23 protein-coding genes are annotated in these 25,168 nt (G+C 63.6%); 2 read left to right on the top strand and 21 right to left on the bottom strand.

The genetic code is table 11. The features are described 5' to 3' along the window. Positions 1-77: 77 nt before the first annotated feature. The 15 genes from BG60_RS30345 to ndk form a co-directional block, all read right to left on the bottom strand. On the bottom strand, positions 78-1,424 hold the full coding sequence (locus tag BG60_RS30345) for an adenylosuccinate synthase (RefSeq protein ID WP_008349396.1): 1,347 nt from the start codon (positions 1,422-1,424) through the stop codon (positions 78-80). Positions 1,425-1,579: 155 nt separating this feature from the next. Next, positions 1,580-2,731: an ATP phosphoribosyltransferase regulatory subunit gene (locus BG60_RS30340; protein WP_008349394.1), complete on the bottom strand. Its 1,152-nt coding sequence runs from the start codon at positions 2,729-2,731 to the stop codon at positions 1,580-1,582. Between the two features lie 114 nt (positions 2,732-2,845). Beyond that, a complete protein-coding gene (locus tag BG60_RS30335; RefSeq protein ID WP_033536382.1) occupies positions 2,846-3,037 on the bottom strand; it encodes a DUF2065 domain-containing protein in 192 nt (63 codons plus the stop codon). 57 nt (positions 3,038-3,094) lie between these two features. Beyond that, entirely contained in the window at positions 3,095-3,997 is a 903-nt protein-coding gene (gene hflC / locus BG60_RS30330; protein ID WP_008349390.1) for a protease modulator HflC, read from the bottom strand. A gap of 10 nt (positions 3,998-4,007) precedes the next feature. Then, on the bottom strand, positions 4,008-5,384 hold the full coding sequence (gene hflK / locus BG60_RS30325) for an FtsH protease activity modulator HflK (RefSeq protein ID WP_008349387.1): 1,377 nt from the start codon (positions 5,382-5,384) through the stop codon (positions 4,008-4,010). Positions 5,385-5,444: 60 nt separating this feature from the next. Beyond that, the gene (gene hflX / locus BG60_RS30320) at positions 5,445-6,713 is read right to left on the bottom strand and encodes a GTPase HflX (protein ID WP_008349385.1); all 1,269 of its coding nucleotides are present in this window, start codon (positions 6,711-6,713) and stop codon (positions 5,445-5,447) included. An 87-nt stretch (positions 6,714-6,800) separates the two neighbouring features. Next, a complete protein-coding gene (gene hfq, locus BG60_RS30315) occupies positions 6,801-7,037 on the bottom strand; it encodes an RNA chaperone Hfq (protein WP_008349383.1) in 237 nt (78 codons plus the stop codon). Between the two features lie 161 nt (positions 7,038-7,198). Next, a complete protein-coding gene (gene der / locus BG60_RS30310) occupies positions 7,199-8,539 on the bottom strand; it encodes a ribosome biogenesis GTPase Der (protein WP_008349381.1) in 1,341 nt (446 codons plus the stop codon). A gap of 392 nt (positions 8,540-8,931) precedes the next feature. Further along, entirely contained in the window at positions 8,932-10,077 is a 1,146-nt protein-coding gene (gene bamB / locus BG60_RS30305) for an outer membrane protein assembly factor BamB (protein WP_008349379.1), read from the bottom strand. A gap of 135 nt (positions 10,078-10,212) precedes the next feature. Continuing rightward, the gene (locus tag BG60_RS30300; protein WP_008349377.1) at positions 10,213-10,842 is read right to left on the bottom strand and encodes a tetratricopeptide repeat protein; all 630 of its coding nucleotides are present in this window, start codon (positions 10,840-10,842) and stop codon (positions 10,213-10,215) included. A gap of 102 nt (positions 10,843-10,944) precedes the next feature. Next, positions 10,945-12,294, bottom strand: coding sequence for a histidine--tRNA ligase (hisS, locus tag BG60_RS30295; protein WP_008349374.1), 1,350 nt, complete (start codon positions 12,292-12,294; stop codon positions 10,945-10,947). A gap of 6 nt (positions 12,295-12,300) precedes the next feature. Next, the gene (ispG, locus tag BG60_RS30290; RefSeq protein WP_008349373.1) at positions 12,301-13,617 is read right to left on the bottom strand and encodes a flavodoxin-dependent (E)-4-hydroxy-3-methylbut-2-enyl-diphosphate synthase; all 1,317 of its coding nucleotides are present in this window, start codon (positions 13,615-13,617) and stop codon (positions 12,301-12,303) included. Between the two features lie 131 nt (positions 13,618-13,748). Beyond that, a complete protein-coding gene (locus tag BG60_RS30285; RefSeq protein WP_034473736.1) occupies positions 13,749-14,876 on the bottom strand; it encodes a helix-turn-helix domain-containing protein in 1,128 nt (375 codons plus the stop codon). A gap of 184 nt (positions 14,877-15,060) precedes the next feature. Then, complete coding sequence (gene rlmN / locus BG60_RS30280; RefSeq protein ID WP_008349370.1) at positions 15,061-16,203, bottom strand: dual-specificity RNA methyltransferase RlmN; 1,143 nt, start codon at positions 16,201-16,203, stop codon at positions 15,061-15,063. Positions 16,204-16,350: 147 nt separating this feature from the next. Further along, positions 16,351-16,776 (bottom strand): nucleoside-diphosphate kinase, encoded by a 426-nt coding sequence (gene ndk, locus BG60_RS30275; protein WP_008349368.1) that lies wholly within the window; start codon positions 16,774-16,776, stop codon positions 16,351-16,353. Between the two features lie 330 nt (positions 16,777-17,106). On the opposite strand from ndk, the gene BG60_RS30270 reads away from it, so the two are divergent. Continuing rightward, complete coding sequence (locus BG60_RS30270; protein ID WP_008349366.1) at positions 17,107-17,805, top strand: Bax inhibitor-1/YccA family protein; 699 nt, start codon at positions 17,107-17,109, stop codon at positions 17,803-17,805. Between the two features lie 76 nt (positions 17,806-17,881). Here the strand turns inward: BG60_RS30270 and rlmD are convergent, their stop codons facing one another. Genes rlmD through surE form a run of 6 tightly spaced genes read right to left on the bottom strand, consistent with a single transcriptional unit; the run spans position 17,882 to position 24,102 of the window. Then, on the bottom strand, positions 17,882-19,297 hold the full coding sequence (gene rlmD / locus BG60_RS30265) for a 23S rRNA (uracil(1939)-C(5))-methyltransferase RlmD (protein WP_034473733.1): 1,416 nt from the start codon (positions 19,295-19,297) through the stop codon (positions 17,882-17,884). A 59-nt stretch (positions 19,298-19,356) separates the two neighbouring features. Continuing rightward, complete coding sequence (locus BG60_RS30260) at positions 19,357-20,133, bottom strand: 3'-5' exonuclease (protein ID WP_008349363.1); 777 nt, start codon at positions 20,131-20,133, stop codon at positions 19,357-19,359. A gap of 47 nt (positions 20,134-20,180) precedes the next feature. Further along, entirely contained in the window at positions 20,181-21,278 is a 1,098-nt protein-coding gene (rpoS, locus tag BG60_RS30255) for an RNA polymerase sigma factor RpoS (protein WP_008349362.1), read from the bottom strand. A 12-nt stretch (positions 21,279-21,290) separates the two neighbouring features. Beyond that, positions 21,291-22,247, bottom strand: coding sequence for a peptidoglycan DD-metalloendopeptidase family protein (locus BG60_RS30250; RefSeq protein WP_034473731.1), 957 nt, complete (start codon positions 22,245-22,247; stop codon positions 21,291-21,293). Positions 22,248-22,252: 5 nt separating this feature from the next. Next, positions 22,253-23,347 carry a protein-L-isoaspartate(D-aspartate) O-methyltransferase gene (locus BG60_RS30245; RefSeq protein ID WP_034473751.1) on the bottom strand — a complete coding sequence of 365 codons (1,095 nt, stop codon included), beginning with the start codon at positions 23,345-23,347 and terminating at the stop codon, positions 22,253-22,255. After that, entirely contained in the window at positions 23,344-24,102 is a 759-nt protein-coding gene (surE, locus tag BG60_RS30240) for a 5'/3'-nucleotidase SurE (protein ID WP_008349357.1), read from the bottom strand. The genes BG60_RS30245 and surE overlap by 4 nt, the downstream gene beginning before the upstream one ends. A gap of 80 nt (positions 24,103-24,182) precedes the next feature. Here surE and BG60_RS30235 point away from each other — a divergent pair, with 80 nt between their 5' ends. Beyond that, a complete protein-coding gene (locus BG60_RS30235; RefSeq protein ID WP_008349355.1) occupies positions 24,183-25,157 on the top strand; it encodes an NADPH:quinone oxidoreductase family protein in 975 nt (324 codons plus the stop codon). The last annotated feature ends 11 nt before the right edge of the window (positions 25,158-25,168 follow it).

Here is a 25,168-nt window from a genome sequence, read left to right as displayed (position 1 = left end):
GGTTATATACGAAATGTGGCCGCAGATGCGGCCACATTCTTTACAGCGTCCGGTTGCGGTCGAGGCGCTTGTCGCGCTCAGACCTTGAACGGATGACGGAGCAGGATGGTTTCGTCACGGTCCGGACCGGTCGACACCATGTCGATCGGCACGCCCGCGACTTCCTGCACGCGCGTGAGATAGGCGCGCGCGTTCTCCGGCAGGCCGTCCCATTGCGTGATGCCGATGGTGCTTTCCTTCCAGCCGCCGAACGTTTCGTATACCGGCTCGCAACGCGCGACTTCCGATGCGCCGCGCGGCAGGATATCGACCGGCTTGCCGTCGAGCGTGTAGCCGGTGCAGAGCTTCACTTCATCGAGGCCGTCGAGCACGTCGAGCTTCGTGATGCACAAGCCCGAGACGCCGTTGATCTGGATCGCACGGCGCAGCGCGGCGGCGTCGAGCCAGCCGGTGCGGCGCGGACGGCCCGTGACCGAACCGAATTCCTTGCCGACGGTCGCGAGATCCAGGCCGACCTTTTCCTGGCGTTGCGGATTGTCGGCATCGTACAGCTCGCTCGGGAACGGGCCCGAGCCGACGCGCGTGCAATACGCCTTCGTGATGCCGAGAATGTAGTTCAGACGCTGCGGCCCGATGCCCGCGCCGGCCGTTGCCGCGCCCGCGACGCAGTTGCTCGACGTGACGAACGGATACGTGCCGTGGTCGATATCGAGCAGCGTGCCTTGCGCGCCTTCGAACAGCAGATTGCTGCCGGTGTGGTTCGCGTCGTAGAGGCGGCGGGAGACGTCCGTGACCATGGGCGCGAGACGGTCGGCATAGCCGAGCATCGTGTCGAGCGTTTCCTGGAAATCGACGGCTTTCGCGCCGAGGTATTGCGTCAGCACGAAGTTGTGGAAGTCGAGCGCTTCGCGCAGGCGTTCCTCGAACACCGCACGGTCGAAGAGATCCTGCACGCGCAAGCCGCGACGCGCGACCTTGTCTTCGTACGCCGGGCCGATGCCGCGGCCGGTCGTGCCGATCTTGCCGGCGCCGCGCTTGGCTTCGCGCGCCTGGTCGATGGCAACGTGGTACGGCAGAACGAGCGTGGCGGCTTCGGAAATGAAAAGGCGCTTCTGGACGTCGATGCCAGCCGCTTCCAGTTCGTCGATTTCCTTGAACAGCGCTTCCGGCGACAACACGACGCCATTGCCGATGTAACAGGCCGTGCCCGCGCGCATGATGCCCGACGGAATGAGGCGCAGAATGGTCTTCTTGCCGCCGATGATGAGCGTATGGCCGGCGTTGTGACCGCCCTGGAAGCGCACGACGCCTTGGGCGTGGTCCGTCAGCCAGTCGACGATCTTGCCCTTGCCCTCATCACCCCACTGGGTGCCCACCACGACGACGTTGCGCCCCGGGTTCACATTCACTGCACTGGCAGACATGTTGATTCGTTAGCTGGTTAAAAACGTATTTTACCTATGTTCGCGAAAGGTTCCGAGTTTTTCGGGACGCGTTTCGCGATTTCGTCACGCTCGCGCGATTGGAATCGGCTAAGCAAAATCCCTTGCCGATCAAGCGACTGTATGCGCTGGCCGCTTCAGGGGCGGGTTTCGACCGTCCACTTGCCGTCACGTTCGACGAGCACGCGATCGAACGCGAATTCGTCCAGATCGTGTTCATGGCCGGGCAGCGCCTGGATCACCACTTCGCCCGCGTCGCGGAGCGCGAGAATCGCCGCGCGCAGCGGCTCGTCGTGCTTCCACGGTGCGAGGATCGCGCTACCGCGCGCGTCGACCGGGGAAATGCGCGCCACTTCGCGCAGATCGAGCGAAAAGCCCGTCGCGGGCCGCGCACGGCCGTAGGCCAGACCGACGTCGTCGTACCGGCCGCCGCGCGCGACCGCGTTCGGCACGCCATCGACGTAAGCCGAGAACATCACGCCGCTGTGATACGCATAGCCGCGCAAGTCCGCGAGATCGATCATCAGTTCCGCGCCTTCGACTTGCCCTGCGAGAAACGCGAGATCGTCGAGCGCGCGCGCGATCACCGGCAGATTCGGCAGACGGCCACGCGCGATCTGCAGCACCGACGCATCGCCGTACAGCGACGGCAGCGCGCGCAGCGCCTCGCGCGGTACCTGTCCGAGATGCGCGGTCAGTTCGTGGAGGCGCGGCACGTCCTTGCTCGCGAGCGCGTCGTAGAGCGCCTCGCCGAGCGACGCCGCGGCCGGCTCGAGTTCCAGCAACGCGGCAAGCACACCCGCGTGACACAGATCGAGACGCACTTTCGTCAGACCTGCGAGATGCAGCGAGTCGAGCATCAATTGCTGGATCTCGAGATCCGCTTCCAGTCCCGCGTGCCCGTAGATTTCCGCGCCGATCTGAATCTGCTCGCGCGTGGCGTGCAGGCCGCGCGGACGCGTATGCAGCACGACGCCCGCGTAGCACAGACGCGTCACGCCCTGACGATTCAGCAGATGCGCGTCGATGCGCGACACCTGCGGCGTGATGTCCGCGCGCAGGCCGAGCGTGCGCCCGGACAGCTGATCGACGAGCTTGAAGGTGCGCAGATTCAGGTCGCTTCCGCCGCTCGTCAGCAGCGATTCGAGATACTCGAGCATCGGCGGCATGACGAGTTCGTAGCCGTAGGACCGGAAACGGTCGAGCAGACGGCGGCGCAACTCTTCGATCTTGCGGGCTTCCGACGGCAGAACGTCGGCGATATTCTCGGGAAGTAACCAGGTGGACATCGATGCGATTCCTACGGGACGCGAGGCTCGACGCTTCGTGCGTGGCGCTCGTCGGTCAGGGACGAAAAGATAGAAACAAGATAGGCGAAACGGTGCGATGCTGCCGGGCGCGGCTCACGTCGCGATCAGGAGCAGGATCAGGCCGAGCACCATCGCGACCAGCCCGCCGATGCGGATGTGGTGCGTCGGCCGCTCCGCGATGCGGCGAAAAGTGTCGCGCCACGCGGTCGGAAAAACGAAGGGAAACATACCTTCGATGATCAGCATCAACGCAAGAGCGAGCAGTAACGTCTCGGCCATGTCCAAGGGATTTTTATAGGCCACGCAGCCAGCACAGGCTGGCCGCGCGGCGCGCGCACGGGATCAGCGCTTCACCGTGGCCGGAGCCGGCGTGTCAGCCGCGCCGCCGGTCGGGCTCTTCATGAAGCGGAAGAAGTCGCTGCTCGGATCGACGACGATGACGTCGCCCGGCTTGAACGTCTTCTTATACGCTTCGAGGCTCTGATAGAACTGGTAGAACTGCGGATCGCGTCCGTACGCATCGGCCGCTATGGCCGCCGCCTTGCTGTCTCCTTCGCCCTTGATCGACTGCGCCTGGCTGTACGCGTCGGCGAGAATCGCCTGCTGCGTGCGCTCGGCGTCGGCCTTGATCTTGTCCGCCTCCGCCGTGCCCTTCGCGCGCTCGTTCGCCGCCGCCTGCTGGCGCGCCGCAATCATGCGCTTGTAGACCGCATCCGCTACGGCCGGCGGGAAGTCGATGCGCGTCATCTGCAAATCGACCATTTGCACGCCGAATGCCGCGGCCGCGCCTTCCACGCTCTTTTGCGCGTCGGTTTCGATGGCCTGCTGATTGCCGAGCGCGTCCGTCAGCGAGCGCTTCGCGAAGCCGCTCGCGAGCGCGGTGCGCGTGAGCGCGGTGATGCGTTCCTCGGCCGTCTGCGTGTTCTTCTCGTTGCTTTCGAAGAGCTTCAAGGGATCGGCGACGCGATACTTGATCACCGTGTTCACCAGCACTTCGTTCTTGTCCGATGTCGAGAAACGATCGGCGCCGGATTCGTCGATGGTGAGCGTACGCGTGTCGATGAGCGTGAGCGTCTGGAACGGCGGCGGCAGCTTGAAATGCAGCCCCGGGCCTTCGAGACGCGGATTGCCTTCGCCATGCGCGGCGACGACGGCGGCATGCCGTTCGTCGACGGTGAAGATCATCGACGATCCGATGAACAGCACGATCACGACAGCGACGATGAGCGCAAAAATTCGATTCATGTCGCGCTCCTTATTGCAGGTCGTCTTGACGACTGCGGGAGCGGAACGCATCGCGCGAACGCAGCGGATCGCCGCCGGCATTGGCGCTCGCGCCGCTGGCCGCGCTGGCCGGCGCAACCGCGGCCGGCGCCGATGCGCTCGCCGCGCCCTGCGCGCGCGCCTGAGGCGCTTCCGACGCGCCCGACGCCACCGCGCCGCTGGCGGCATCCGCCGATTCCTTCACCTGCTGTCGATTGGCCTCGACGAGCTTGTCGAGCGGCAGATACACCACGTTATTGCCGGCCTTGCTATCGACGAACACCTTCGTCGTGCGCGAGTAGATCTGCTGCATCGTGTCCAGGTACATGCGTTGACGAATGACCGCGGGCGCCTTCGAATATTCCGCGTACACCTCTTTGAAGCGCTCCGCGTCGCCCTGCGCCTGCGTGACTTCGCGATTGCTGTACGCCCTCGCCTCGTCGATCAGCTTGGCGGCATCGGCCTTCGCGCGCGGCAACAATTGATCCGCGTAGGCTTGCGCCGTATCGCGGGCGCGCTCGTTGTCCTGACGCACGCGCGCCGCTTCCTCGAACGCCGACTGCACCTGTTGCGGCACCTGCACGCTTTGCACGGCGACGCCCGTCACTTGCAGACCGGTGCGATAGGTATCGAGCGAGCGCTGGATCGTTTCGATGAGGCGCGCGCGGAGCGCTTCGCGATCCTTGTAGAGCATGTCGTCCGTCGAAAGACTGCCGGCGATCTCGCGGATCGCCGACTGCGCCGCTTGCGTGACGCTGTCGTCGGCGTTGATGCTGCGGAACAGGAAATCGGTGGGCGACTTGATCTGGTATTGAACGGCGAAGCGCACGTCGACGATATCCGCGTCGTTCGTCAGCAGCGACGCGTCGCGCACGTTGCCTTGCGACAGCGCGGTGCCGCGCCCGACTTCGACGGAGCGGATCTGCGACGTATCGACGATCTCGCTCGACTGGAACGGATACGGCAGACGCCAGTGGATGCCTTGCGCGACCGTCTGACGATATTGTCCGAACTGGGAGACGACGCCGACATGGCCGTCCTGCACGACGAACACACCGCTGCCGAGATAGATGGCGATAAGCACGCCGATAACGATGCCGAGCCCGATCTTCGTGCCGCGGCCATTCTCGCGCGGCGCGCCGTTGCCGGGCTTCCGGCCGAACACGCCCGCGATGCGGCGGTTGAATTCGCGCCACATCTCGTCGAGATCGGGCGGACCTTCGTCCTTGCCGTTCGGACGCTTGCCGTCCTGCGGACGCTTCGAGTCGTTCTTCACGCCATTGCCGTCGCCCCGCCCCCAGCGCGGATCGTTGATCGAAAAGACGGCAGGCTCAGCTTGCCGGTTAGTCCGCTCTTTGTAGTCGTTCACTCGGTGATTCACCATTAGACAGCCGGGGTCGACGCCGGGTCGATGCAATTCCGAAGGCACTCAGTGTCCGTGCTCGGGAACCTTTTGATTGTCACGCTCGACGGCCGGCCGATGGTCATCCGGCTGCGCGTTCGTGTCGTGTATGGCGTTTGACCCGGACTGCGTGGATTGCGTTGCTTCGGACGCCTCGTGCGGCCCCGGAAATTCGGCGAGCACGCTGGGTAGGCCCGCATCGGTTTCTTCGGATTCCGCCGTGGCTATTTCGGCGATGGCAGCGCGCAGCGCATCGAGCCCCTGACCCGTGCGTGCGCTCAAGAAAACGCGCGAAATATTACCATACTCGTCCCTTTCAACCGCTTCGCCACGGGCCGCGAGCTCGGGCACCGCATCGATCTTGTTGAAGACGAGAATCTGTCGAATGTTGTCCGCGCCGATGCCGCGCAACACCTCGTTCACCTGATCGATCTGATCGAGGCGCACCGCGCTCGATGCATCGACGACGTGCAGCAGCACGTCCGCATGAATGGTTTCTTCGAGCGTGGCGCGGAATGCGGCGACCAGTTGGTGCGGCAATTCGCGGATGAACCCGACGGTATCCGACACGACGACATGGCCCGCTTCCTCGCCGAGGAACACGCGGCGCGAAGTCGTATCGAGGGTGGCGAAGAGCTGGTCCGCCGCGTACGCCTGCGCTTTCGTGAGCGCGTTGAACAAGGTGGACTTGCCCGCGTTCGTATAGCCGACGAGCGACACGGACATCGTGCGATTGCGCGCGCGCTGACGTCGCTGCGTGCCGTGCTGGCGGCGCAGTTTCTCGAGACGCGACTTGAGCGCCTTGATGCGCTCGCCGATCAGACGCCGGTCGGTTTCGAGCTGCGTTTCGCCCGGACCGCGCAGGCCGATGCCGCCCTTCTGCCGTTCGAGGTGAGTCCACGCGCGAATGAGGCGCGTCGACAGATATTGCAGTTGCGCGAGTTCGACCTGCAGCTTGCCTTCGTGACTGCGGGCGCGCTGCGCGAAGATATCGAGAATGAGGCTCGTGCGATCGACCACGCGGCGATTCAGCGCGACTTCGAGATTGCGCTGCTGCGCGGGCGCGAGCGCGTGATTGAAGATGACGAGCTCGACGTCGTTCGCTTCGCACTGCAGACGCAGTTCCTCGACCTTGCCGCTGCCGATGAACATCTTGGCATCGGGACTCTGACGGCGGCCGGTGAGCGTGACGGCGGGATGGGCGCCCGCACTTTGTGCGAGCAGACTGAGTTCTTCGAGACTGGCTTCGAAATCGATCTTGCCGAAGTCGATGCCGACGAGCGCTGCGTTAATCAAATTAATATGTTTAAGTATTTGAAGCGACCGGCGAGTTGCTTAATGTTCGCATTAGAAGTGGCAATCTCGCGCCGGCCGCGACGAGGTTTAGGACGGTTCAGCGTCCGGGTGGAAGTTCACCGGGCGAGCGGGCACGACCGTCGAAATGGCGTGCTTATAGACCATCTGGGTGACCGTATTTCGGAGCAACACGACGTACTGGTCGAACGATTCAATGTTCCCTTGGAGCTTGATGCCGTTGACCAGATAGATCGAGACCGGCACGTGCTCTTTACGCAGTGCGTTCAAAAACGGGTCTTGTAACAATTGCCCTTTGTTGCTCATAGCAAACTCCGTGTTTTTTTGCAGGTTGGAAGTATTGTGGGCGAAGAAAAAGAGATCCGCCGACAATCGCTACACTATAGCTGATTTTCGCTGTTTTACGTTTCAGTAGCCGGATCGGCCAAATGGCCAGCGGCACCGAAGCGTAAGGCTTCACGCGGCTCTTACTCCTTGTCCGCGTAAGGGTTTCGACTCGATCGAAACTCTATGCGAAGTGGAGTGCCGGCGAGCCCAAAAGTTTCGCGAAAGCGCCCTTCCAGATATCGCTTGTACGTGTCCGTGATCGCGTCGAGCGCGTTGCCGTGCACGACGATGATCGGCGGATTTTGCCCGCCCTGATGCGCGTAGCGCAGCTTCGGACGCACCGGGCCACGCCGGCGCGGCTGCTGGAATTCCACCGCCTCGATGAGCGCGCGCGTCAGCTTCGGCGTCGGCAGCTTGGCCATCGCGGCGGCGTAGGCGTCGTCGACCGATTTCATCAACGCGCCGATGCCCGTCTTCTCCAGCGCCGAAACGTAGTGGAATTTAGCAAAGTCCAAAAACTTGAGCTTGCGCGTCAGGTCCGACTTCGTGCGCTCACGCACATGCGAATCGAGACCGTCCCACTTGTTCACGCCCACCACGAGCGCACGGCCCTGCTCGACCACGAAACCGGCGATATGCGCGTCCTGTTCCGAGATGTCCTGCTGCGCATCGAGGAGAAGAATGACGACGTTGGCATCCGCGATCGACTGCAGCGTCTTCACGACCGAAAACTTTTCGATCGCTTCGAACACCTTGCCGCGCCGACGCAGGCCGGCCGTGTCGATCAATGTGTATTTGCGGCCTTGTCGCTCGAAATCAACATAAATCGAATCGCGCGTGGTGCCCGGCATGTCGAACGCGATCACCCGCTCTTCGCCGATCAGCGTGTTCACGAGCGTCGACTTGCCGACGTTCGGACGCCCGACGATCGCAATCTTGACGCCATGTTTCGCCTTCTCGTCTTCCGACTCTTCCGGCTGATCCTTGTACGCGATATCCAGCGCGTCGTTGATCATTTCGACGACGCCGTCGCCGTGCGCCGCCGAGATCGCGCGCGGATCGCCGAGACCGAGCTCGTAGAAGTCCGCCGCGACCGCCGAGTACTTCATGCCTTCGGCCTTGTTGACGACGAGAAAGAGCGGCCGGCCCGTCTTGCGCAGATAGTCGGCGATCGCCTTGTCCTGCGGCGCGAGCCCATTGCGTCCATCGACGATGAACACGACGATATCGGCCTCTTCCACCGCCTGGCGCGTCTGCCGCGCCATCTCGTGCAGAATGCCGTCCTTCGCCACCGGCTCAAAGCCGCCCGTGTCCACCACGAGATACGGGCGTTCGCCGCCCACACGGCCTTCGCCGTAATGACGGTCGCGCGTCAGGCCCGGCAAATCCGCGACGAGCGCGTCGCGCGAGCGCGTCAGCCGGTTGAAAAGAGTCGATTTCCCAACATTGGGGCGCCCGACGAGGGCAATCACGGGTTTCATCTGATTTTGTTCAAGGTTGAACGCAAGGCGAACGCGGAACGGGCGGTACAACCGTCTCGTTGCGTTCCGCTACGCCGCGCAATGGCTGCGCTTGTCGAAAATTAGCATGGATTCGGCCTGCCGCACGCGAGGCGCGCTGGTCGGCCGGATCGTCGGCGGTCGTTCGCCGGTTCCGCCTCGTTCGAGGCTCTTCTTGCACGACGCCTTCGCGCGTCGCGCTTCGTTCTTGCGACCCTGCTTTTGCATGCGGGTTTTATCGCGATGCGCGCATGACGCAGCGCTTCTTTCTCGTGCGGCTCGCCGTGGCGAGCCTGCCGCGCCGCGCAACATCGACGGCGCGCTTGCTATTCAGGACCGCGAGCAAGCCTGACTCGCTCGCGGTCCGGCTGCGATCAGTTGCTCGGACGGAAACCGTAGAGATCGCCGTCATGCGTCTGCACGACGAGCGTGTTGCCCGCCATCACGGGCGCAGCGGTGATCGCGCTGCCATCGGTCGGCGCGCGGCCGATCAGTTCGCCGTTTTCCACGTTCAGGAAGTGCACGAAGCCCTTGTAATCGCCCACGACGACCGCGCGGCCGAGAATGTACGGCACGCTGACACTGCGGTTCTTCAGCACGTCCGTCTTCCAGAGCGGCGTGCCATCCGACGCGCGGAACGCATTGACGACCGACCAGTCGTCGCCGGCGGCCACGATCTGCTCGTCCTGAGCCAGGCCGCTGTCGCTCGAAAAGTTCTTTTCCCAAACCGGGCGGCCCGAATTTGCATCGAAGCAGCCGATACGGCCCTGGAACGTCACCGCGCAAGTCTGCGCGCCGACGAGTCCCGGCGCGCCGGTCACGTCGTTGATGCGCTCGACTTCGGTCACGCCCTTCGGATACGACACCGGCGCTTGCCAGAAGGCATCGCCCGATTGCAGGTTGATCGCCGCGAACGTGCCGCCGGGGAAGCCCGCGAGCACAGCCTGATTGGCCGCGAACGTCATGCCGGCCGCGACGCGCAGATTCAGTGGCACCGCGCGCAACTGGAAGATCCACTTCTGCTCGCCGGTCTGCGCGTTGAACGCGATGACCTTACCGTCGATCGTACGCACGATCACGAGATCGTTGCCGACCAGCGGCGGCGAAACGATCTCGCCCGGCGCGGTTGCTGTCCACAGCAGCTTGCCGTCGGGGCCGAGCACGTCGACCTGCCCCTTCAGACCGCCCACGGCCGTGAGATTGCCGTCGCTGCCGACGCCCGCGGACAGATCGTCCTTCAATTTGACGCGCCAGACGTCCTGACCGGTCTTCGCGTCGATTTTAGCGACGGAGCCGTTCGCGCCCGCGGCATAAACGTAATCGCCGACCGCGACCGGCGAGAACAGATAACGGCCAGCCTTGCCGACGCTTGCCTTCCACGCCTGGTTGACGTTCAGCACCGGCTTGAACTCCGCGAGCGGTACCGGCACGCGGCGTTCATCCTTGGTCGACGAGCAAGCGGTCAACAAGACGGTCATCGCGCAAGCGAGCGGCACGGCGTAGCGTTTCAAAAATGTCATCGGTGGACGCAACATGAATTGGTGAATTGGGTTGATCGGCGCTGCCCGCCGCGTCGCTTCATGGCGACACCGTGGCGGGCGGCTTGATTGACTGATGGCAGGGATCGAAGACGAACCGATTGGAAACCAGCCGGATCAGCCGCCGAGCGCGTCGAGCTTGAACTGAATCAGCTGACGGGCGGACGTGTCGTTCTCGGGCAGCGCCGTCAGCGCGACCTTGTAGGCCGCGCGCGCGTCGTCGCGTTTGCCTTGAGCTGCGAGCAGGTCGCCACGGCGGTCCGCGATCACGCCTTTGAACGCTTCGAGAGGCTGCTCGGCGAGCAGTTTCAGGCCCGCGTCGTAGTTCTTCTCGTCGAGCAGCACGAGCGCCAGACGCAGCTTCGCGATCTGCTTGTACTCTTCGTCCTTCGCGTGGTCGATGGCCCATTGCAGTTGCGCCTTCGCGCCAGCCGTGTTGCCCGCCATGTAGAGCGATTTCGCGGCCGCGAGCGCGGTCATCTGCGCGTAGCCGGTGCCGCCGAACTTGTCTTCCATGTCCGTCGCGACGCGCTGGACCAACGCCTGATTGTTTCCGTCCACTGCCTGCTGCAGATGGTCGTAAAGCACCGACGCCTCGGCGGCCTGACGACGCTGCCAGAAATTCCATCCGTTGTACCCGGCCGCAATGACGAGCGCCACGAGCACAACCCACGTCGTGGTGTTACCCCATTTGGCCCACCAGGCCTTTACGCTTTCAAGTGATTCTTGTTCGTCGTGATAGCTCATCGTCCAGCTATTCCTTCCTGCGTTTCAATTCCCTCAACGAGTTCCGCGCACGATGCCGGATCGCCCCGATCAGGCCCACGCGCGCGGCAATGCGCCTGAATCTCAGGCACCCTCGTCATCGGCGGTTGCAACCATCGCATTGATTAGGTATTCGGTCAAGTCTTCCGCCCGAACGTTCACTTGCTCGTTCTTTTGTCCGCCGGACGTTTCGTCGATCGAGCGGCGCAGCGGCTTGACGCCGATCATACCTTGCGCGAGTTCGTCCTCTCCGAGCACTACGGCGAACGCCGCGCCGCTCGCGTCGGCCTTTTTCATCTGCGACTTGAAGCTCGCGGACGCGCCGTCCGGGCTGCAATGCAGAATGACGTCGAGACCCGTGTCGCGCAGCCGCTCGGCGACGATGAACGCCTGCTCCGCCGCCGCTTCGCCCTGATGCACGACATAGACGTCCGTGCCTTCGGCTTCCGGCACGAGCTGCTCTTCCTTCAGCAATTCGAGGATGCGCTCGACGCCCATGGCCCAGCCGCACGCGGCCGTCGGCTTGCCGCCGAGCTGTTCGATCAGCGGATCATAGCGACCGCCGCCCGCGACCGTGCCCTGCGCGCCGAGCTTGTCGGTGACCCACTCGAACACGGTCAGGTTGTAGTAGTCGAGACCGCGCACGAGACGCGGGTTGATCGTAAACGGAATGTTGTTCGCCTTCAAAAGCCGCTGCACGCCCTCGAAGTGCTTGCGCGATGCGTCGCCGAGAAAGTCGACGAGCTTCGGTGCGTTCTGCGCGATCTCCTGCATCGCCGGATTCTTCGTGTCGAGCACGCGCAGCGGGTTCGTGTAGAGCCGGCGCTTCGCTTCCTCGTCGAGGGAATCGACGTGTTTTTCCAGATACGCGATCAGTTCCTTGCGATGCGCCGCGCGCTCTTCGGCCTGACCGAGCGAATTCAGTTCGAGGCGGATGCCGGTGAGTCCGAGGTCGTCCCACAGACGCTGGCACATCATGATGATTTCGGCGTCGGTGTCCGGCCCGGCGAAGCCGAGCGCCTCCACGCCGACCTGATGGAACTGGCGATAACGCCCGCGCTGCGGACGCTCATGACGGAACATCGGACCGACGTACCACAGACGCTTCGGGCCGTCGTACAACAGGTTGTGCTCGATGGTCGCGCGCACGACCGCCGCGGTGTTCTCCGGGCGCATCGTCAGATGCTCGCCGTTGAGCGCGTCGGTGAAGCTGTACATCTCCTTCTCGACGATGTCGGTCACTTCGCCGATGCCGCGCGTGAACAACTGCGTGTGCTCGACGATCGGCGTGCGGATGTTCTGATAGCCGTATGCGCGCAGCATCGACTTGACGGTGGTTTCGAAGAAATCCCACAACGCGGCATCCTGCGGGAGGATGTCGTTCATGCCCTTCACGCCGCTCAGTTTCTCGAGCCGTTTCTTCTGTTCAGTCATCTGTCTTTAGAGTGATGCCGCGGACGTCTCGACGCGCTGCCCATAGGTACGCTCGACATAGTCGCTGACGATTTGCTGGAATTCCTCGGCGATGCGCTCGCCGCGCAGCGTCTTCACCTTCACGCCGTCGATGAACACGGGCGCCGCCGGATTCTCGCCCGAACCCGGCAAGCTGATGCCGATATTGGCGTGCTTCGATTCGCCCGGCCCGTTGACGATGCAGCCCATCACCGCGACGTGCATCTTCTCGACGCCGGGGTACTGATCGCGCCACGTGGGCATCGAGTTGCGCAAGTAGCTTTGAATCTGCGACGCCAACTCCTGGAACAGCGTGCTCGTCGTGCGGCCGCAGCCGGGACACGCGATGACCATCGGCGTGAAGGAGCGCAGGCCCATCGTCTGCAGGATTTCCTGGCCGACGACGACTTCGCCGGTGCGCGCGCCGCCCGGTTCCGGCGTGAGCGAAATGCGAATGGTGTCGCCGATGCCTTCCTGCAGCAGCACCGAAAGCGCCGCCGTCGATGCAACGATGCCCTTCGAGCCCATGCCCGCTTCGGTCAGGCCGAGATGGAGCGCGAAGCTGCAACGCTTCGCGAGTTCGCGATACACGGCGATCAGATCCTGCACGCCGCTGACCTTGCACGACAGGATGATCTTGTCGCGGCCGAGACCCAGTTCGACGGCGCGCTCCGCCGAGCCGACCGCGGATTGAATCAGCGCCTCGTACATCACGCTTTGCAGTTCCCACGGATTCGAACGCGCGGCGTTTTCGTCCATCATGCGCGCGAGCAGATCCTGATCGAGACTGCCCCAGTTCACGCCGATACGCACCGGCTTGTCGTATTTGATCGCGGCTTCGATCATCTGCGCGAATTGCGTGTCGCGCTTCGCGCCCTGGCCGACGTTGCCCGGATTGATCCGGTATTTCGACAGCGTCTCGGCGCACGCGGGATGATCGCGCAGCAGCAGATGGCCGTTGTAGTGGAAATCGCCGACGAGCGGCACCGTCACGCCCATGCGATCGAGTTGCTCGCGAATATGCGGCACGGCCGCCGCCGCTTCCGGCGTATTCACCGTAATGCGGACGAGCTCGGAGCCCGCCTGCGCCAGTTCCTTGATCTGGATGGCCGTGCCAATCGCGTCCGCCGTGTCGGTGTTGGTCATCGACTGCACGCGCACCGGCGAATCGCCGCCGATCGTCACGAGCTGGCCACCCCAGCGCACGTCGACGGCATGCGATGACCGGCGCGTCAACGGACCGCCGAAGACCGGCTCGGTCGAACAAATCTTGCTGTTGATCAGGGATTGAGCTTCGGATTGCATCGAAAAACCCTTTGGCAACCTTGCCGCCGATACGGCGCCGGTCGCGTGTGTGGAACCTCAAACGGGCGTCACGGCTTGCACCGTGACGCCCTCGACTTGTCCGCCGCGCTGGACAGATCGATCTCGCAAGCTCAAGGCAGCGAGAGACGCGCGACGTTTCCGCGTGCGGACGAATAGCGTTTGGCGTCGACGGGCTCGTCATCGACCGACAGCGACTCGACGCCCTTCACGTTGCCGACGGTCACCTTGAACGGCGCCTCGCCTTCCACGCGCTGGGTGTTGCCCGCGCGCACGAGTCCGGAATACAGTTCCTTGCCGTCCTTGCCGCGCACGCTGAACCAGCTATCTTCCTTCACTTTCAATTCGATCGCGCTCGAACCGCTGCCCGCGACGGCCGGAGCCGACGCCGCCATCGCAACAGCCGAAGCAGGCTTCGCGGCCGATGCGGGCGCCGCCGCAGCCGGCGCGCTCGCGCCCTGCACCGCGGACAGCGTCGACGACGAAGCCGGCAGCGCATTCGTGCCGAGCGGACGCGGCATCGGCTGCTCGCCGGGGCCGGCCGCCACTTCGGGCAGCGACGCTTCGCCGGTGTTGGCGGCCGCGGCCTCGTCGGGCGTCGGCGCGGATGTCGTGCCCGACGCTTCGTTCGATGCCGAAGCAGGCGCGGACGTCGACGACAGACCGATGCCCGTCGTCGCCTTGAGGCGCGCGAGCCAGTTGTTCGAATCGCCGCCGGTGTGCCACATCACGAGCACGGCCAGCACGACGATGATGGCGAGCACGCCCCACATCCACGAGCGCTTGCGGCCCGACGAATTGCCGAGCGGCACCGACACGCGTCCGCGCGGCAGACCCGCGCCCGCCGACGCCGGCACCTTCAGATTCTGCGCGATGTCATCGCCGCTGCGCCGGAACGCCTGCGTGAACGGCGCCGGATCGGCGCCGAGAATCTTCGCGTAACTGCGCACGATGCCCGCCGCGAACGTGCGATCGGGCAACTGGCTGATATCGCCCGCTTCGAGGGCGAGCAGTTTCGGCGGCGATACCTTGAGACGCGCGGAAACGTCGTCGATCGACCATGCTTTTGCCTGGCGAAGTTGCGCGAGACGCGCGCCGACCGCCTGTATCGAGTCCAGATTCCCCGCCTGGCTCGCATTCGATGCCGCCCTTTCCGCGTCGCCCAGGCCGTCGTACTGACTGCCGGACCGGTTGTTGCCGGAATGACTGCCGAAAGGCGTCGGGTGCTGCGGCTCACTCATGCCAAATTCCTCGCATCGATTCTTCTATATAGCGCTGTTGCGTCGTTCGGTTCCAAAAACCCCGTGCACGATACAACCGCAGCGCCATTGCAGACCGCTTTATAACAAAATGTTCGGCTTTTAGCGCCGCATCCAGACGCTTGCTGCGCCCTCCGCTGCGGCTTTTTTCGATGCGGACGCCCGGTCAGACCGCCCGCACCTCGATCGTCTTGCTGCCTGCACGGCCCATGCGTTCGGCAAGACGCGTGCGGTCCTGCACCGCGCCCGCGAGTTGACCGCACGCAGCGTCGATATCGTCGCCGCGCGTCTTGCGCACGGTCGTTACGACGCCCGCATCGATCAACACCTGCGCGAACCGCTTGATCTGCTCGTTCTTCGAGCGCGTCAACCCCGACTCCGGAAACGGATTGAACGGGATCAGATTGAACTTGCACGGCACGTCGCGCGTCACCGCAAGCAATTCGCGCGCGTGCGCTTCGGTGTCGTTGACGCCGTCGAGCATGCAATATTCGAACGTGATGAAGTCGCGCGGCGCGACCTTCAGATAACGCTGACACGCGGCCATCAATTCGCGCAGTGGGTACTTCTTGTTCAGCGGGACGAGCATGTCGCGCAGCGGATCGTTCGGCGCGTGCAGCGATACCGCGAGCGCCACCGGCAGGTCGGCCGCGAGGCGGTCCATCATCGGCACGACGCCGGAGGTCGACAAGGTCACGCGACGGCGCGACAAGCCATAGGCGTTGTCGTCGAGCATCAGGCGCATGGCCGGCACGACGGCGTCGTAATTGAGCATCGGCTCGCCCATGCCCATCATCACGACGTTCGTGACGACGCGCTCGCCCTTGCCCGGCCCGCCGACTTCGCGCCCGAGCGACTTGCGCAGCGCGAACTCCGCCATGCGCAACTGGCCGATGATCTCGCCCGTCGTCAGGTTTCGGGAAAAGCCCTGCTTGCCGGTGGAACAGAACCGGCAGTTCACCGCGCAACCCGCCTGCGACGACACGCACAGCGTGCCGCGCGTCTCTTCGGGGATGAACACGGTTTCGACCGCGTTGCCGTTGCCGACGTCGACCAGCCATTTGCGGGTGCCGTCGGCGGAAACGTGGTCGCTGATGATGTCGGGCATCGCCATGTTGGCGCGGCCCTTGAGTTTTTCGCGCAGCGATTTCGCGAGATCCGTCATGCCGTCGAAGTCTTCGGCACCATATTGGTGGATCCAGCGCTGCAATTGCTTGGCGCGAAACGGCTTTTCGCCCAGGCTCGCGCAGTACGCGGTGAGCCCGGCGGCGTCGAGATCGAGGAGATTGACGGTGGTGCTGCTCGTCATGTCAAGTTCTGCCATTTCAGATTGCGAAGCCCGGCATCTTCCCGGGACCGTTCGCGCCAATTTCTGCTTCTTTTCGTACCGCTTTTATTGCGTCGAGGCGCGATGCCCGCGATGACCGAACAGCCATCGCGGCTTTCAACGCGAAAATTAACGCGAGTAGACGTTCACTTGCGGGAAGAAGAACGCAACTTCTTGCGCTGCCGTTTCCGGCGCGTCCGAACCGTGAACCGCGTTCGCGTCGATGCTGTCGGCGAAGTCGGCGCGGATCGTGCCCTTGTCCGCCTTCTTCGGGTCGGTCGCGCCCATCAGGTCGCGATTCTTCAGGATGGCGTTCTCGCCTTCCAAGACTTGAATCATCACCGGACCCGAGATCATGAATTCGACCAGATCCTTGAAGAACGGACGTGCGGCGTGCACGGCGTAGAACTTCTCGGCGTCGGCGCGCGACAGATGAACCATGCGCGACGCAATGATCTTCAGACCTGCGTTCTCGAAACGGCTGTAGATCTGGCCGATAACGTTCTTTGCCACTGCGTCCGGCTTGATAATCGACAGGGTGCGCTCGATCGCCATAAAAACTCCAAAAAATGAACGGTTTACGGATTAAAACGAATCGACAATTGTAGCACGAAGCAATGTATGATTGCGATTGAAACCTTACGGCATCGTAAGGATCAAACCGTGCGAGGACTTGGCTGTCCGGACGGCCGAACTGACCTTTCGGGCTATTGAATTCGGCGCGCGCCGGGGCCATATTGGAACAAAACGCTGCATTGCAACCGGAACCACGCGGCGCGGGCACCAAGCGGTTCTAATATTGGCTTAAGTCCGCGCACCTTATCATTCGTATATGACGAAGTCGCGGGAAGACCGAACGACAGACAATTGGAGCAAGGAGAAACCATGAACGAATCACCCTACAGCTTTGGCCGTAATGGCAGCGTCACCTCGGTCGAGGTGCGCAACCGCGTGCTGCGCAACACCTACTGGCTGCTCGCGCTCTCGATGGTGCCGACGGTGCTCGGCGCATGGGTCGGCGTCGCGACGGGCTTCTCGCTGTTCGCGGCTACCAGCCCGGCAATGAGCTTCATCGCGTTCCTCGCGATCGCGTTCGGCTTCATGTTCGCCATCGAGAAAACCAAGAACAGCGGCATGGGCGTGGTCGTCCTGCTCGGCTTCACGTTCTTCATGGGCCTGATGCTCTCGCGTCTCCTGAGCTTCATTCTCGGGTTCTCGAACGGACCGCAACTGATCATGATGGCCTTCGGTGGCACGGGCGTGATCTTCGCGGCCATGGCGACCATCGCGACCGTCAGCAAGCGCGATTTCTCGGGCCTCGGCAAGTTCCTGTTTATGGGCGTGATCGTCATTCTGCTGGCGGCGTTCGCGAACATCTTCCTGCAGTTGCCCGCGCTCATGATGACGATCTCCGTGCTCGCCATCGTGATCTTCTCGGCGTACATGCTGTTCGACGTGCAGCGCGTGGTGAACGGCGGCGAGACGAACTACATCAGCGCGACGCTCGCGATCTATCTCGACCTGTATAACGTGTTCACGAACCTGCTGGCGCTGCTCGGCATCTTCGGCGGCAACCGCAACTAAGCGCGCCAAACGCGGCAGAAACGAAAAACCGGCCTTCGGGCCGGTTTTTTTGTGCCTGCGAAGCGCCGCAGCCGGATCAGTCGCGCTCGAACAACGCAATCGATTCGACGTGCGACGTGTGCGGGAACATGTTCACGACGCCCGCGCCCTTCATCCGATAACCCGCTTCGTGCACGAGCAGGCCGGCGTCGCGCGCGAGCGTCGCCGGATTGCACGACACATAGACGATGCGCTCGGGCAACGGTCCATCGCCGCTCTGGGCGATGTCCGCGAGCGCCTTCGACACGGCGAGCGCGCCTTCGCGCGGCGGATCGATGAGAAACTTGTCGAAGCGGCCAAGCGCGCGCAGGTCGTCGGCGGTCACTTCGAAGAGATTTCGGCACGCGAACGACGTGTGGCCATCGACGCCATTCGCCTTCGCGTTCTCCAACGCGCGGGCCGTCAGCGCTTCGCTGCCTTCGATCCCGACAACCTCACGCGACACCCGCGCGAGCGGCAGCGTGAAATTGCCGATGCCGCAGAAAAGGTCGAGCACGCGATCGGACTTCTCCGGAGCAAGCAGGCTGAGCGCCCGGCTCACCAGCACGCGATTGATCTGGTGATTCACCTGCGTGAAGTCGGTCGGCTTGAACGGCATGCGGATATCGAATTCCGGCAGCGTGTAAGCGAGCTCGCTATCGAGCGGATAGAACTGATAAACCGTGTCCGGTCCTTTCGGCTGGAGCCACCATTGGACGCCGTGCGCATCGGCGAAAGTGCGCAGCAGCCCTTCGTCGGCTTCGGTCAGCGGCTCCAGAATGCGCAGCACGAGCGCCGTGACGTCCGATCCGACCGCGAGCTCGATCTGCGGCATGCGATCGCGAATCGACAGGCCCGCCACCAGATGGCGCAGCGGCACGAGCATCGCGGAAACATGCGGCGGCAGCACTTCGCAGTTCGTCATGTCGGCGACGTAACTGCTCTTGCGCTCGTGAAAGCCGACCAGCACGCCACCCTTCTTTTCAACGTGCCGCACGGTCAGGCGCGCGCGATATCGATATCCCCACGACGGCCCGTGAATCGGCCGGAACATGGTTTCGGCGCGCAGTTTGGACAGATGTTGCAGGTTGTCTTCGAGCACGCGCTGCTTCACGGCGATTTGCGCGCGAACATCTAGATGCTGCATCGAGCAGCCGCCGCAAATGCCGAAAAACTGGCACTTCGGCTTCGCGCGAATCACGCTCTCGCGCAGCACGCTCACCACTTGCGCCTGCTCGAAGCTCGGCTTTTTGCGGTAGCTCGAATAGCTGACACGTTCGCCCGGCAACGCGCCTTCGACGAAGATGACCTTGCCCGGCTCTCCGTTTTCGTTGACCGTGCGACCGACGCCGCGCGCTTCCATGTCGAGCGACTCGATTTCGATTTCGGGCGCGACGAAGTTCGGATCGGGCGTGACGGATTTCGCCGGCGCGGCGCGGCGGCGATGCTGGGTTTTTCGAGCGGCTTCGGACACCTGCGTACTTCCTGACTTATCGTGGGGCAAAGGCGAGATTGTAGACGAACGTCACGCTCTCATTCGACGAACGCCGCCAGATACTCCGCCCAGTGCGGCGAAGTCTCCTGCGCGAGCGCATTCTTGACGAAGTTGATTTCGTCGGCGTACTCGTCGGGCGTGAAGCCGCCGCGCATCATCTGAAAACGACAGTACATCAGATACGTGTTGACGACATCGGTCTCGCAATAGTTGCGGATTTCGTCGATATGGCCGTCGCAATACGCTTCCCAGACCTTGCCGCCGTCCATGCCGAGCTTGCCGGGAAAGCCGCATAGCTTCGCGAGCGCATCGAGCGGCGCATTGGCGCGCGCCTGATACATCGCGAGCACGTCCATCAGGTCGATGTGCCGCATGTGATAGCGGCTGATGTAGTTGTTGAACTTGAACTCGCGGTCGTCCTGACCGAGATCCCAGTAGCGCGGCGCGGCGATGCCGTGCACGAGCGCGCGGTAGTGGAGCACGGGCAGATCGAAGCCGCCGCCGTTCCACGACACGAGCTGAGGCGTGTATTTCTCGATCACGCGATAGAACGACTGGATGAGCGCGGCCTCGCCGTCGGCCGTCGTGCCGAGCGAGCGCACGCGAAAGCCGTTGTTGTCGCGAAACACGCACGAAATCGCCGCGACACGCTGCAGATGATGCGGCAAGAAATCATTGCCGACGCGCTCGCGGCGCGCTTCGAACGCATGTTCGGCGACCTCGCGGTCGGAGAGATCGTCGGGCAAATCTTCGAGACGGCGAATGCCGTCGACATCGGGGATTGTCTCGATGTCGAAAACGAGAATCGGTGTCATTGAATCCTGGAGCGCGACGCCCCAAGCCGAAGGGCGTCGCCGAAGCGTTAAAGCACGGCGTCCTTGCGAACGCCGTTGGATGCGAAAAAGCGCTTGAGACGCACGAGCGCCTCTTGCTGGATCTGGCGCACACGCTCGCGCGTGAGGCCCATTTCGTCGGCGAGTTCTTCGAGCGTCGCGGGCTCGATGTGGTTCAGCCCGAAACGCCGTTCGATCACGTGCCGGTGTTTGTCGGACAGACGCGAGAGCCACAGTCGCGTGAGCGATTCGAGTTCGCGATGCTGCACTTCCGCGTCCGGCGACTGGCTCTGATCGTCGGAAAGGAGATCGAGCAGGCTGCTGCCCGGATCGAGGTCGAGCGGCGCGTCGAGCGAAGCCGTGTGTTCGTTGAGCGCGAGGATATCGGTGACTTCCTCGGGCGTCTTGCCGGTGAGATACGCAATATCGTCGATGCTCGCGTCGCGGCGTTCGGGCGCGACGCTGTCATTCGAATTGGCGGAATTTTTTTCCAGATGGCGCTTCGCGCGCAGCACCTGGTTCAACTCGCGGATGACGTGAACCGGCAGACGCACCGTGCGCGCCTGGTTCATGATCGCGCGCTCGATGCTCTGGCGGATCCACCAAGTGGCATAGGTCGAAAACCGGAAACCGCGCGTCGGATCGAATTTCTCGATTGCGTGCATGAGGCCGAGATTGCCTTCCTCGATCAGGTCGAGCAACGGCACGCCGCGATTGAGATATCCCTTCGCGATACTGACGACGAGCCGCAGATTGCGCTCGATCATCACCTGGCGCGCGTCGAATTCGCCGGCTTTCGCGAGTCGCGAATAGCGCTGCTCTTCCTCGACGGTCAGGAGCGGCTTCACGCTGATGCGGTTCAGGTAATGCTGGATCGTGTCGGCGGTGAGCTCGGCCTGCAAAAGCGAGCGGAAATCGTCGGCGTCGGGCGCGGAATCGTTTGCGCCTTCCGCTGCTTCGTCGCTGCTTTTTCCGCGGCTGTTGCCTTCTTCGTCCGAATCGACGTCGACATCGACATTGTCGATGTCCTCGTCTTGAGTCGAAGCACCGTCTTCCACCGACACTTGCAAAGGTCGGCTGATCGTCTCAGTCTCGGCTTGCGGCAGGCGGCGCTTCGTTTTTGGCATGATGGTTTCGCTTTATTGCGGCGGCAAATACTTCAGTGGGTCAACAGGTTTTCCCTGCCGGCGAACTTCGAAATGCAACATCACGCGGTCCGAATCGCTGTTCCCCATCTCAGCGATCTTCTGCCCTTTAGTTACCGCGTCTCCCTCTTTTACCATCAAAGCACGGTTATGTGCGTACGCTGTCAGAAAAGTTGCGTCGTGTTTGATGATAATGAGATTGCCGTAGCCGCGCAGCCCATTTCCGGAGTAAACCACTCGGCCATCCGCCGACGCGTTGACCGGATCTCCCGCCGCACCGCCAATGTTCAAACCTTTGTTGCTCGCTTCGTTGAATGTGCCGAGAATCGGACCGCGCGCCGGCCAGATGAACGCCGGCTGGGCCGCTGGCGCCGCCGCGTTCGCATCCGCGCCCGGCACGCCAGGCGCCGATGCCATGCCCGCCGCCGCGCCGGCCGTTCCCGGCGCCGCGCCCATACCCGAGTTGGCGCCGTAATACGGCGGCTGCGCGGTCGCACCCGGCTGCGGGCTCGCGTACGCGTTCGCGCCATTCAACGGCTGCGTCTGCACGCCGCCGCCCACGATCGGCGCGGTCGCCACACCGGGCGTCGCCGCCGCGACATTCGCGCCCGGAGGCGCCACGCGCATCAGCTGGCCGACTTCGATCTGGTTCGGGTTGGTCAGGTTGTTCCACGCTGCGATGTCGTGATAATTCTGACCGTTTTCCAGTGCGATCCGATATAGGGTGTCGCCCGGCTTCACACGGTAATAGCCCGGCGGCGGCGGGCCGTTGTCCGGCGTCTGCGCTGCCGTCGTGCCGATGGGCGCGCCCGTTCTGTCGACGACCGGCGCCATGTCCATGCGCGTCGAACACGCCGCCAGCGCGGACAACGCCAGCACGCACACGCCGCGCTGCGCCGCGCTTAAGGCTTGGTCCGCACTTCCTTCTCGCAAAGCACGCAGGATACTCATCGGTGTCAAATCACTCCGGATTTTAAGGGTACAAAGAAAACGCGATCGAGCTGCTCTTCCCGCCATTGGCTTGCCGACACGCGCGTGACGAGCGTCAGCACCTGCGACTGCGCGGCCTGCGATCCGACCGGCGCGACGAGCTTGCCGCCGACCGCCAGTTGATCGAGCAAGGCCTGCGGCACGTCCAGGCCGGCGCACGCGATGACGATCGCGTCGAACGGCGCGGCCGCGGGCAAGCCAAGGCGGCCATCGCCGTAATGCAGCCGGATATTCGGCACGCGCAACGGCCGAAGATTGAGCTTCGCGCGCTCCGACAACGGACGCACGCGTTCGATCGAATAAACTTCAGTGGCGACTTGCGACAGCACGGCCGCCTGATAACCGCAACCGGTGCCGATCTCCAGCACCTTGTTCAACGCGCGCCCGGTCGCGACCAGTTCGATCATGCGCGCGACGACCGACGGCTTCGAGATGGTCTGGTGATGGCCGATCGGCAGCGCGGCGTCTTCGTAAGCCTGCGCCGCGAGTCCCGGATCGACGAACATGTGGCGCGGCACGACCGACATCGCATTGAGCACGCGCGGATCGGTCACGCCGTTCGAGCGCAGGCGTTCGACCATGCGCTCGCGCACCCGTTCCGATGTGAGTGTCTGCGTGCTTGCCAGCGCAACATTGGGCGCGCCTTTTTTCGTCGCGATCGCGGCGGCGTTCAGGTCGCGCTCGCCGGGCCGCGGCGCCGGACGCAGTGAATTCGCGCGCGCCGGATGAGCCGAATGATGCGTCTGCGCCGCGCTCTTGCTCGCCGACGGAACCGGTTTCGCCCCGCCAATTGCGGTCTTCGCGCCCGAACGCACGGGAAAAACGGACGTGGCCGGCTTCGCGGACGCCGCTGCCGTCGCGGGATTTTTCATCGTCGCGTTCGCCGCGCGCGATTGTCCAGGCCTTGCCGGCTGCGTCGGCGTCGGCGTCGGCGTCGGCTTCAGCGCGGAAGCGGCGGCTGGCTTGCCGCGCGAATCCTGCGGACGGGCCGCGGGTTTGCGCGGCTCGCGAACAAGATCCGCGAGCGCCAGCGGAAAGCGCTTGGCGCGCTCGTCGCTCATGTGCGAGCGCTCCCGGCGCGCGCCCATTCGCGCGTCTCCGCCATGAGCTTCGTATGAGTGAGATCGAGTTGCAGCGGCGTGATCGACACGAAGCCGTTCGCGACCGCGTGGAAATCGGTGCCTTCGCTCGCGTCGAGCGCATCGCCTGACGGGCCGATCCAGTAGATGGGGTTGCCGCGCGGATCGGTCTGGCGGATCACCGGCTGCGAAGGATGACGCTTGCCGAGGCGCGTCACTTTCCATTCGCGCAACTGATCGTAAGGCAGGCTCGGAATGTTCACGTTCAGCAACGGATGACCCGGCATCGGATGTTCGAGGAAATGCGCGACGATCTCGGCCGCCACGCGCGCGGCGTCGTCGAGATGAAGCCAGTCGCGGCCGACGAGCGAGAATGCGATCGCCGGAATGCCGAACATGAAGCCTTCGGTGGCGGCCGCCACGGTGCCCGAGTACAGCGTGTCCTCGCCGACGTTCTGCCCGTTGTTGATGCCCGACACGACGAGATCAGGCTGCTCGTCGAGCATGCCCGTGAGCGCGATGTGCACGGAATCGGTCGGCGTACCGTTCACGAAGTTGAAACCGTTCGGCGCCTGATGAACGCTCAAGGGCCGCGACAGCGTAAGCGAGTTGGACGAGCCGCTGCAGTTCTGCTCCGGCGCCATCACCGTCACTTCGCCGAGCGGCTGCAGGACATCGTGCAGCACATTGATGCCGCGCGCCAGATAACCGTCGTCGTTGCTGAGTAGGATTCGCATCCGACGATTGTAACCGAGGAAAGTGGCGCGACGACGACTCGAACTGCCATACACTGAGCCCAGTTCAACCAGGAGAAAACATGCGCGCCGTACGATGCAACGAACACGGATTGCCCCACACGCTTTCGATCGAAACGCTGCCCGACCTGCATCCGGAAGCAGGCGAAGTCGTCATTGACGTGAAAGCGGCGAGCGTGAACTTTCCCGACGTGCTCATCATCCAGAACAAATACCAGTTCAAGCCGCCGCTGCCGTTCACGCCCGGCGCGGAGTTCGCGGGCATCGTGCGCGAAGCCGGCGCGGGCGTCACGCATCTCGCGCCCGGCATGCGCGTGGCCGCCTACACCGCGCAAGGCGCGTTCGCCGAACAGGCGCGCGCGAAAGCCGCCGATTGCATCGTCTTGCCCGATGACGTCGATCTCGCCGAGGCCGCCGCGTTCTCGCTCGCCTACGGCACGTCGTATCACGCGCTCGTCGATCGCGGCGAGCTCAAGGCCGGCGACACGCTGCTCGTGCTGGGCGCGGCCGGCGGCGTCGGCATCGCGGCGATCCAGATCGGCAAGATCGTCGGTGCGCGCGTGATCGCGGCGGCATCGAGCGCGGAGAAGCTCGCGTTCTGTCGCGAACATGGCGCGGACGAGGTCATCGATTACGCGCACGAAGACTTGCGCGAGCGTATCAAGGCGCTGACGGACGGCAACGGGCCGGATGTGATCTTCGATCCGGTCGGCGGAACGTATGCCGAACCCGCGTTTCGCAGCATCGGCTGGCGCGGACGGTATCTCGTCGTCGGCTTCGCGAACGGCGAGATTCCGAAGCTGCCGTTCAATCTGGCGCTGCTGAAAGGCGCGAGCATCGTCGGCGTGTTCTGGGGCGGTCACATGCAGCGCGAACACGCGCTCGCCGATCGGGAATTCGCGACGATGGTCGAGTGGATCAAAGCGGGCAAGCTGCGCCCTGTCGTCACGAAACGCTACTCGCTCGACGAAACGCCGCAAGCGCTGGACGACATGATGAACCGGCGCGTGACGGGCAAGATCGTGATCGAGCCATAACGCGCGCACTG

The organism is Caballeronia zhejiangensis (assembly GCF_000698575.1).
Lineage (GTDB): Bacteria > Pseudomonadota > Gammaproteobacteria > Burkholderiales > Burkholderiaceae > Caballeronia > Caballeronia zhejiangensis.
This window is presented reverse-complemented; position numbering and strand designations above follow the sequence as displayed.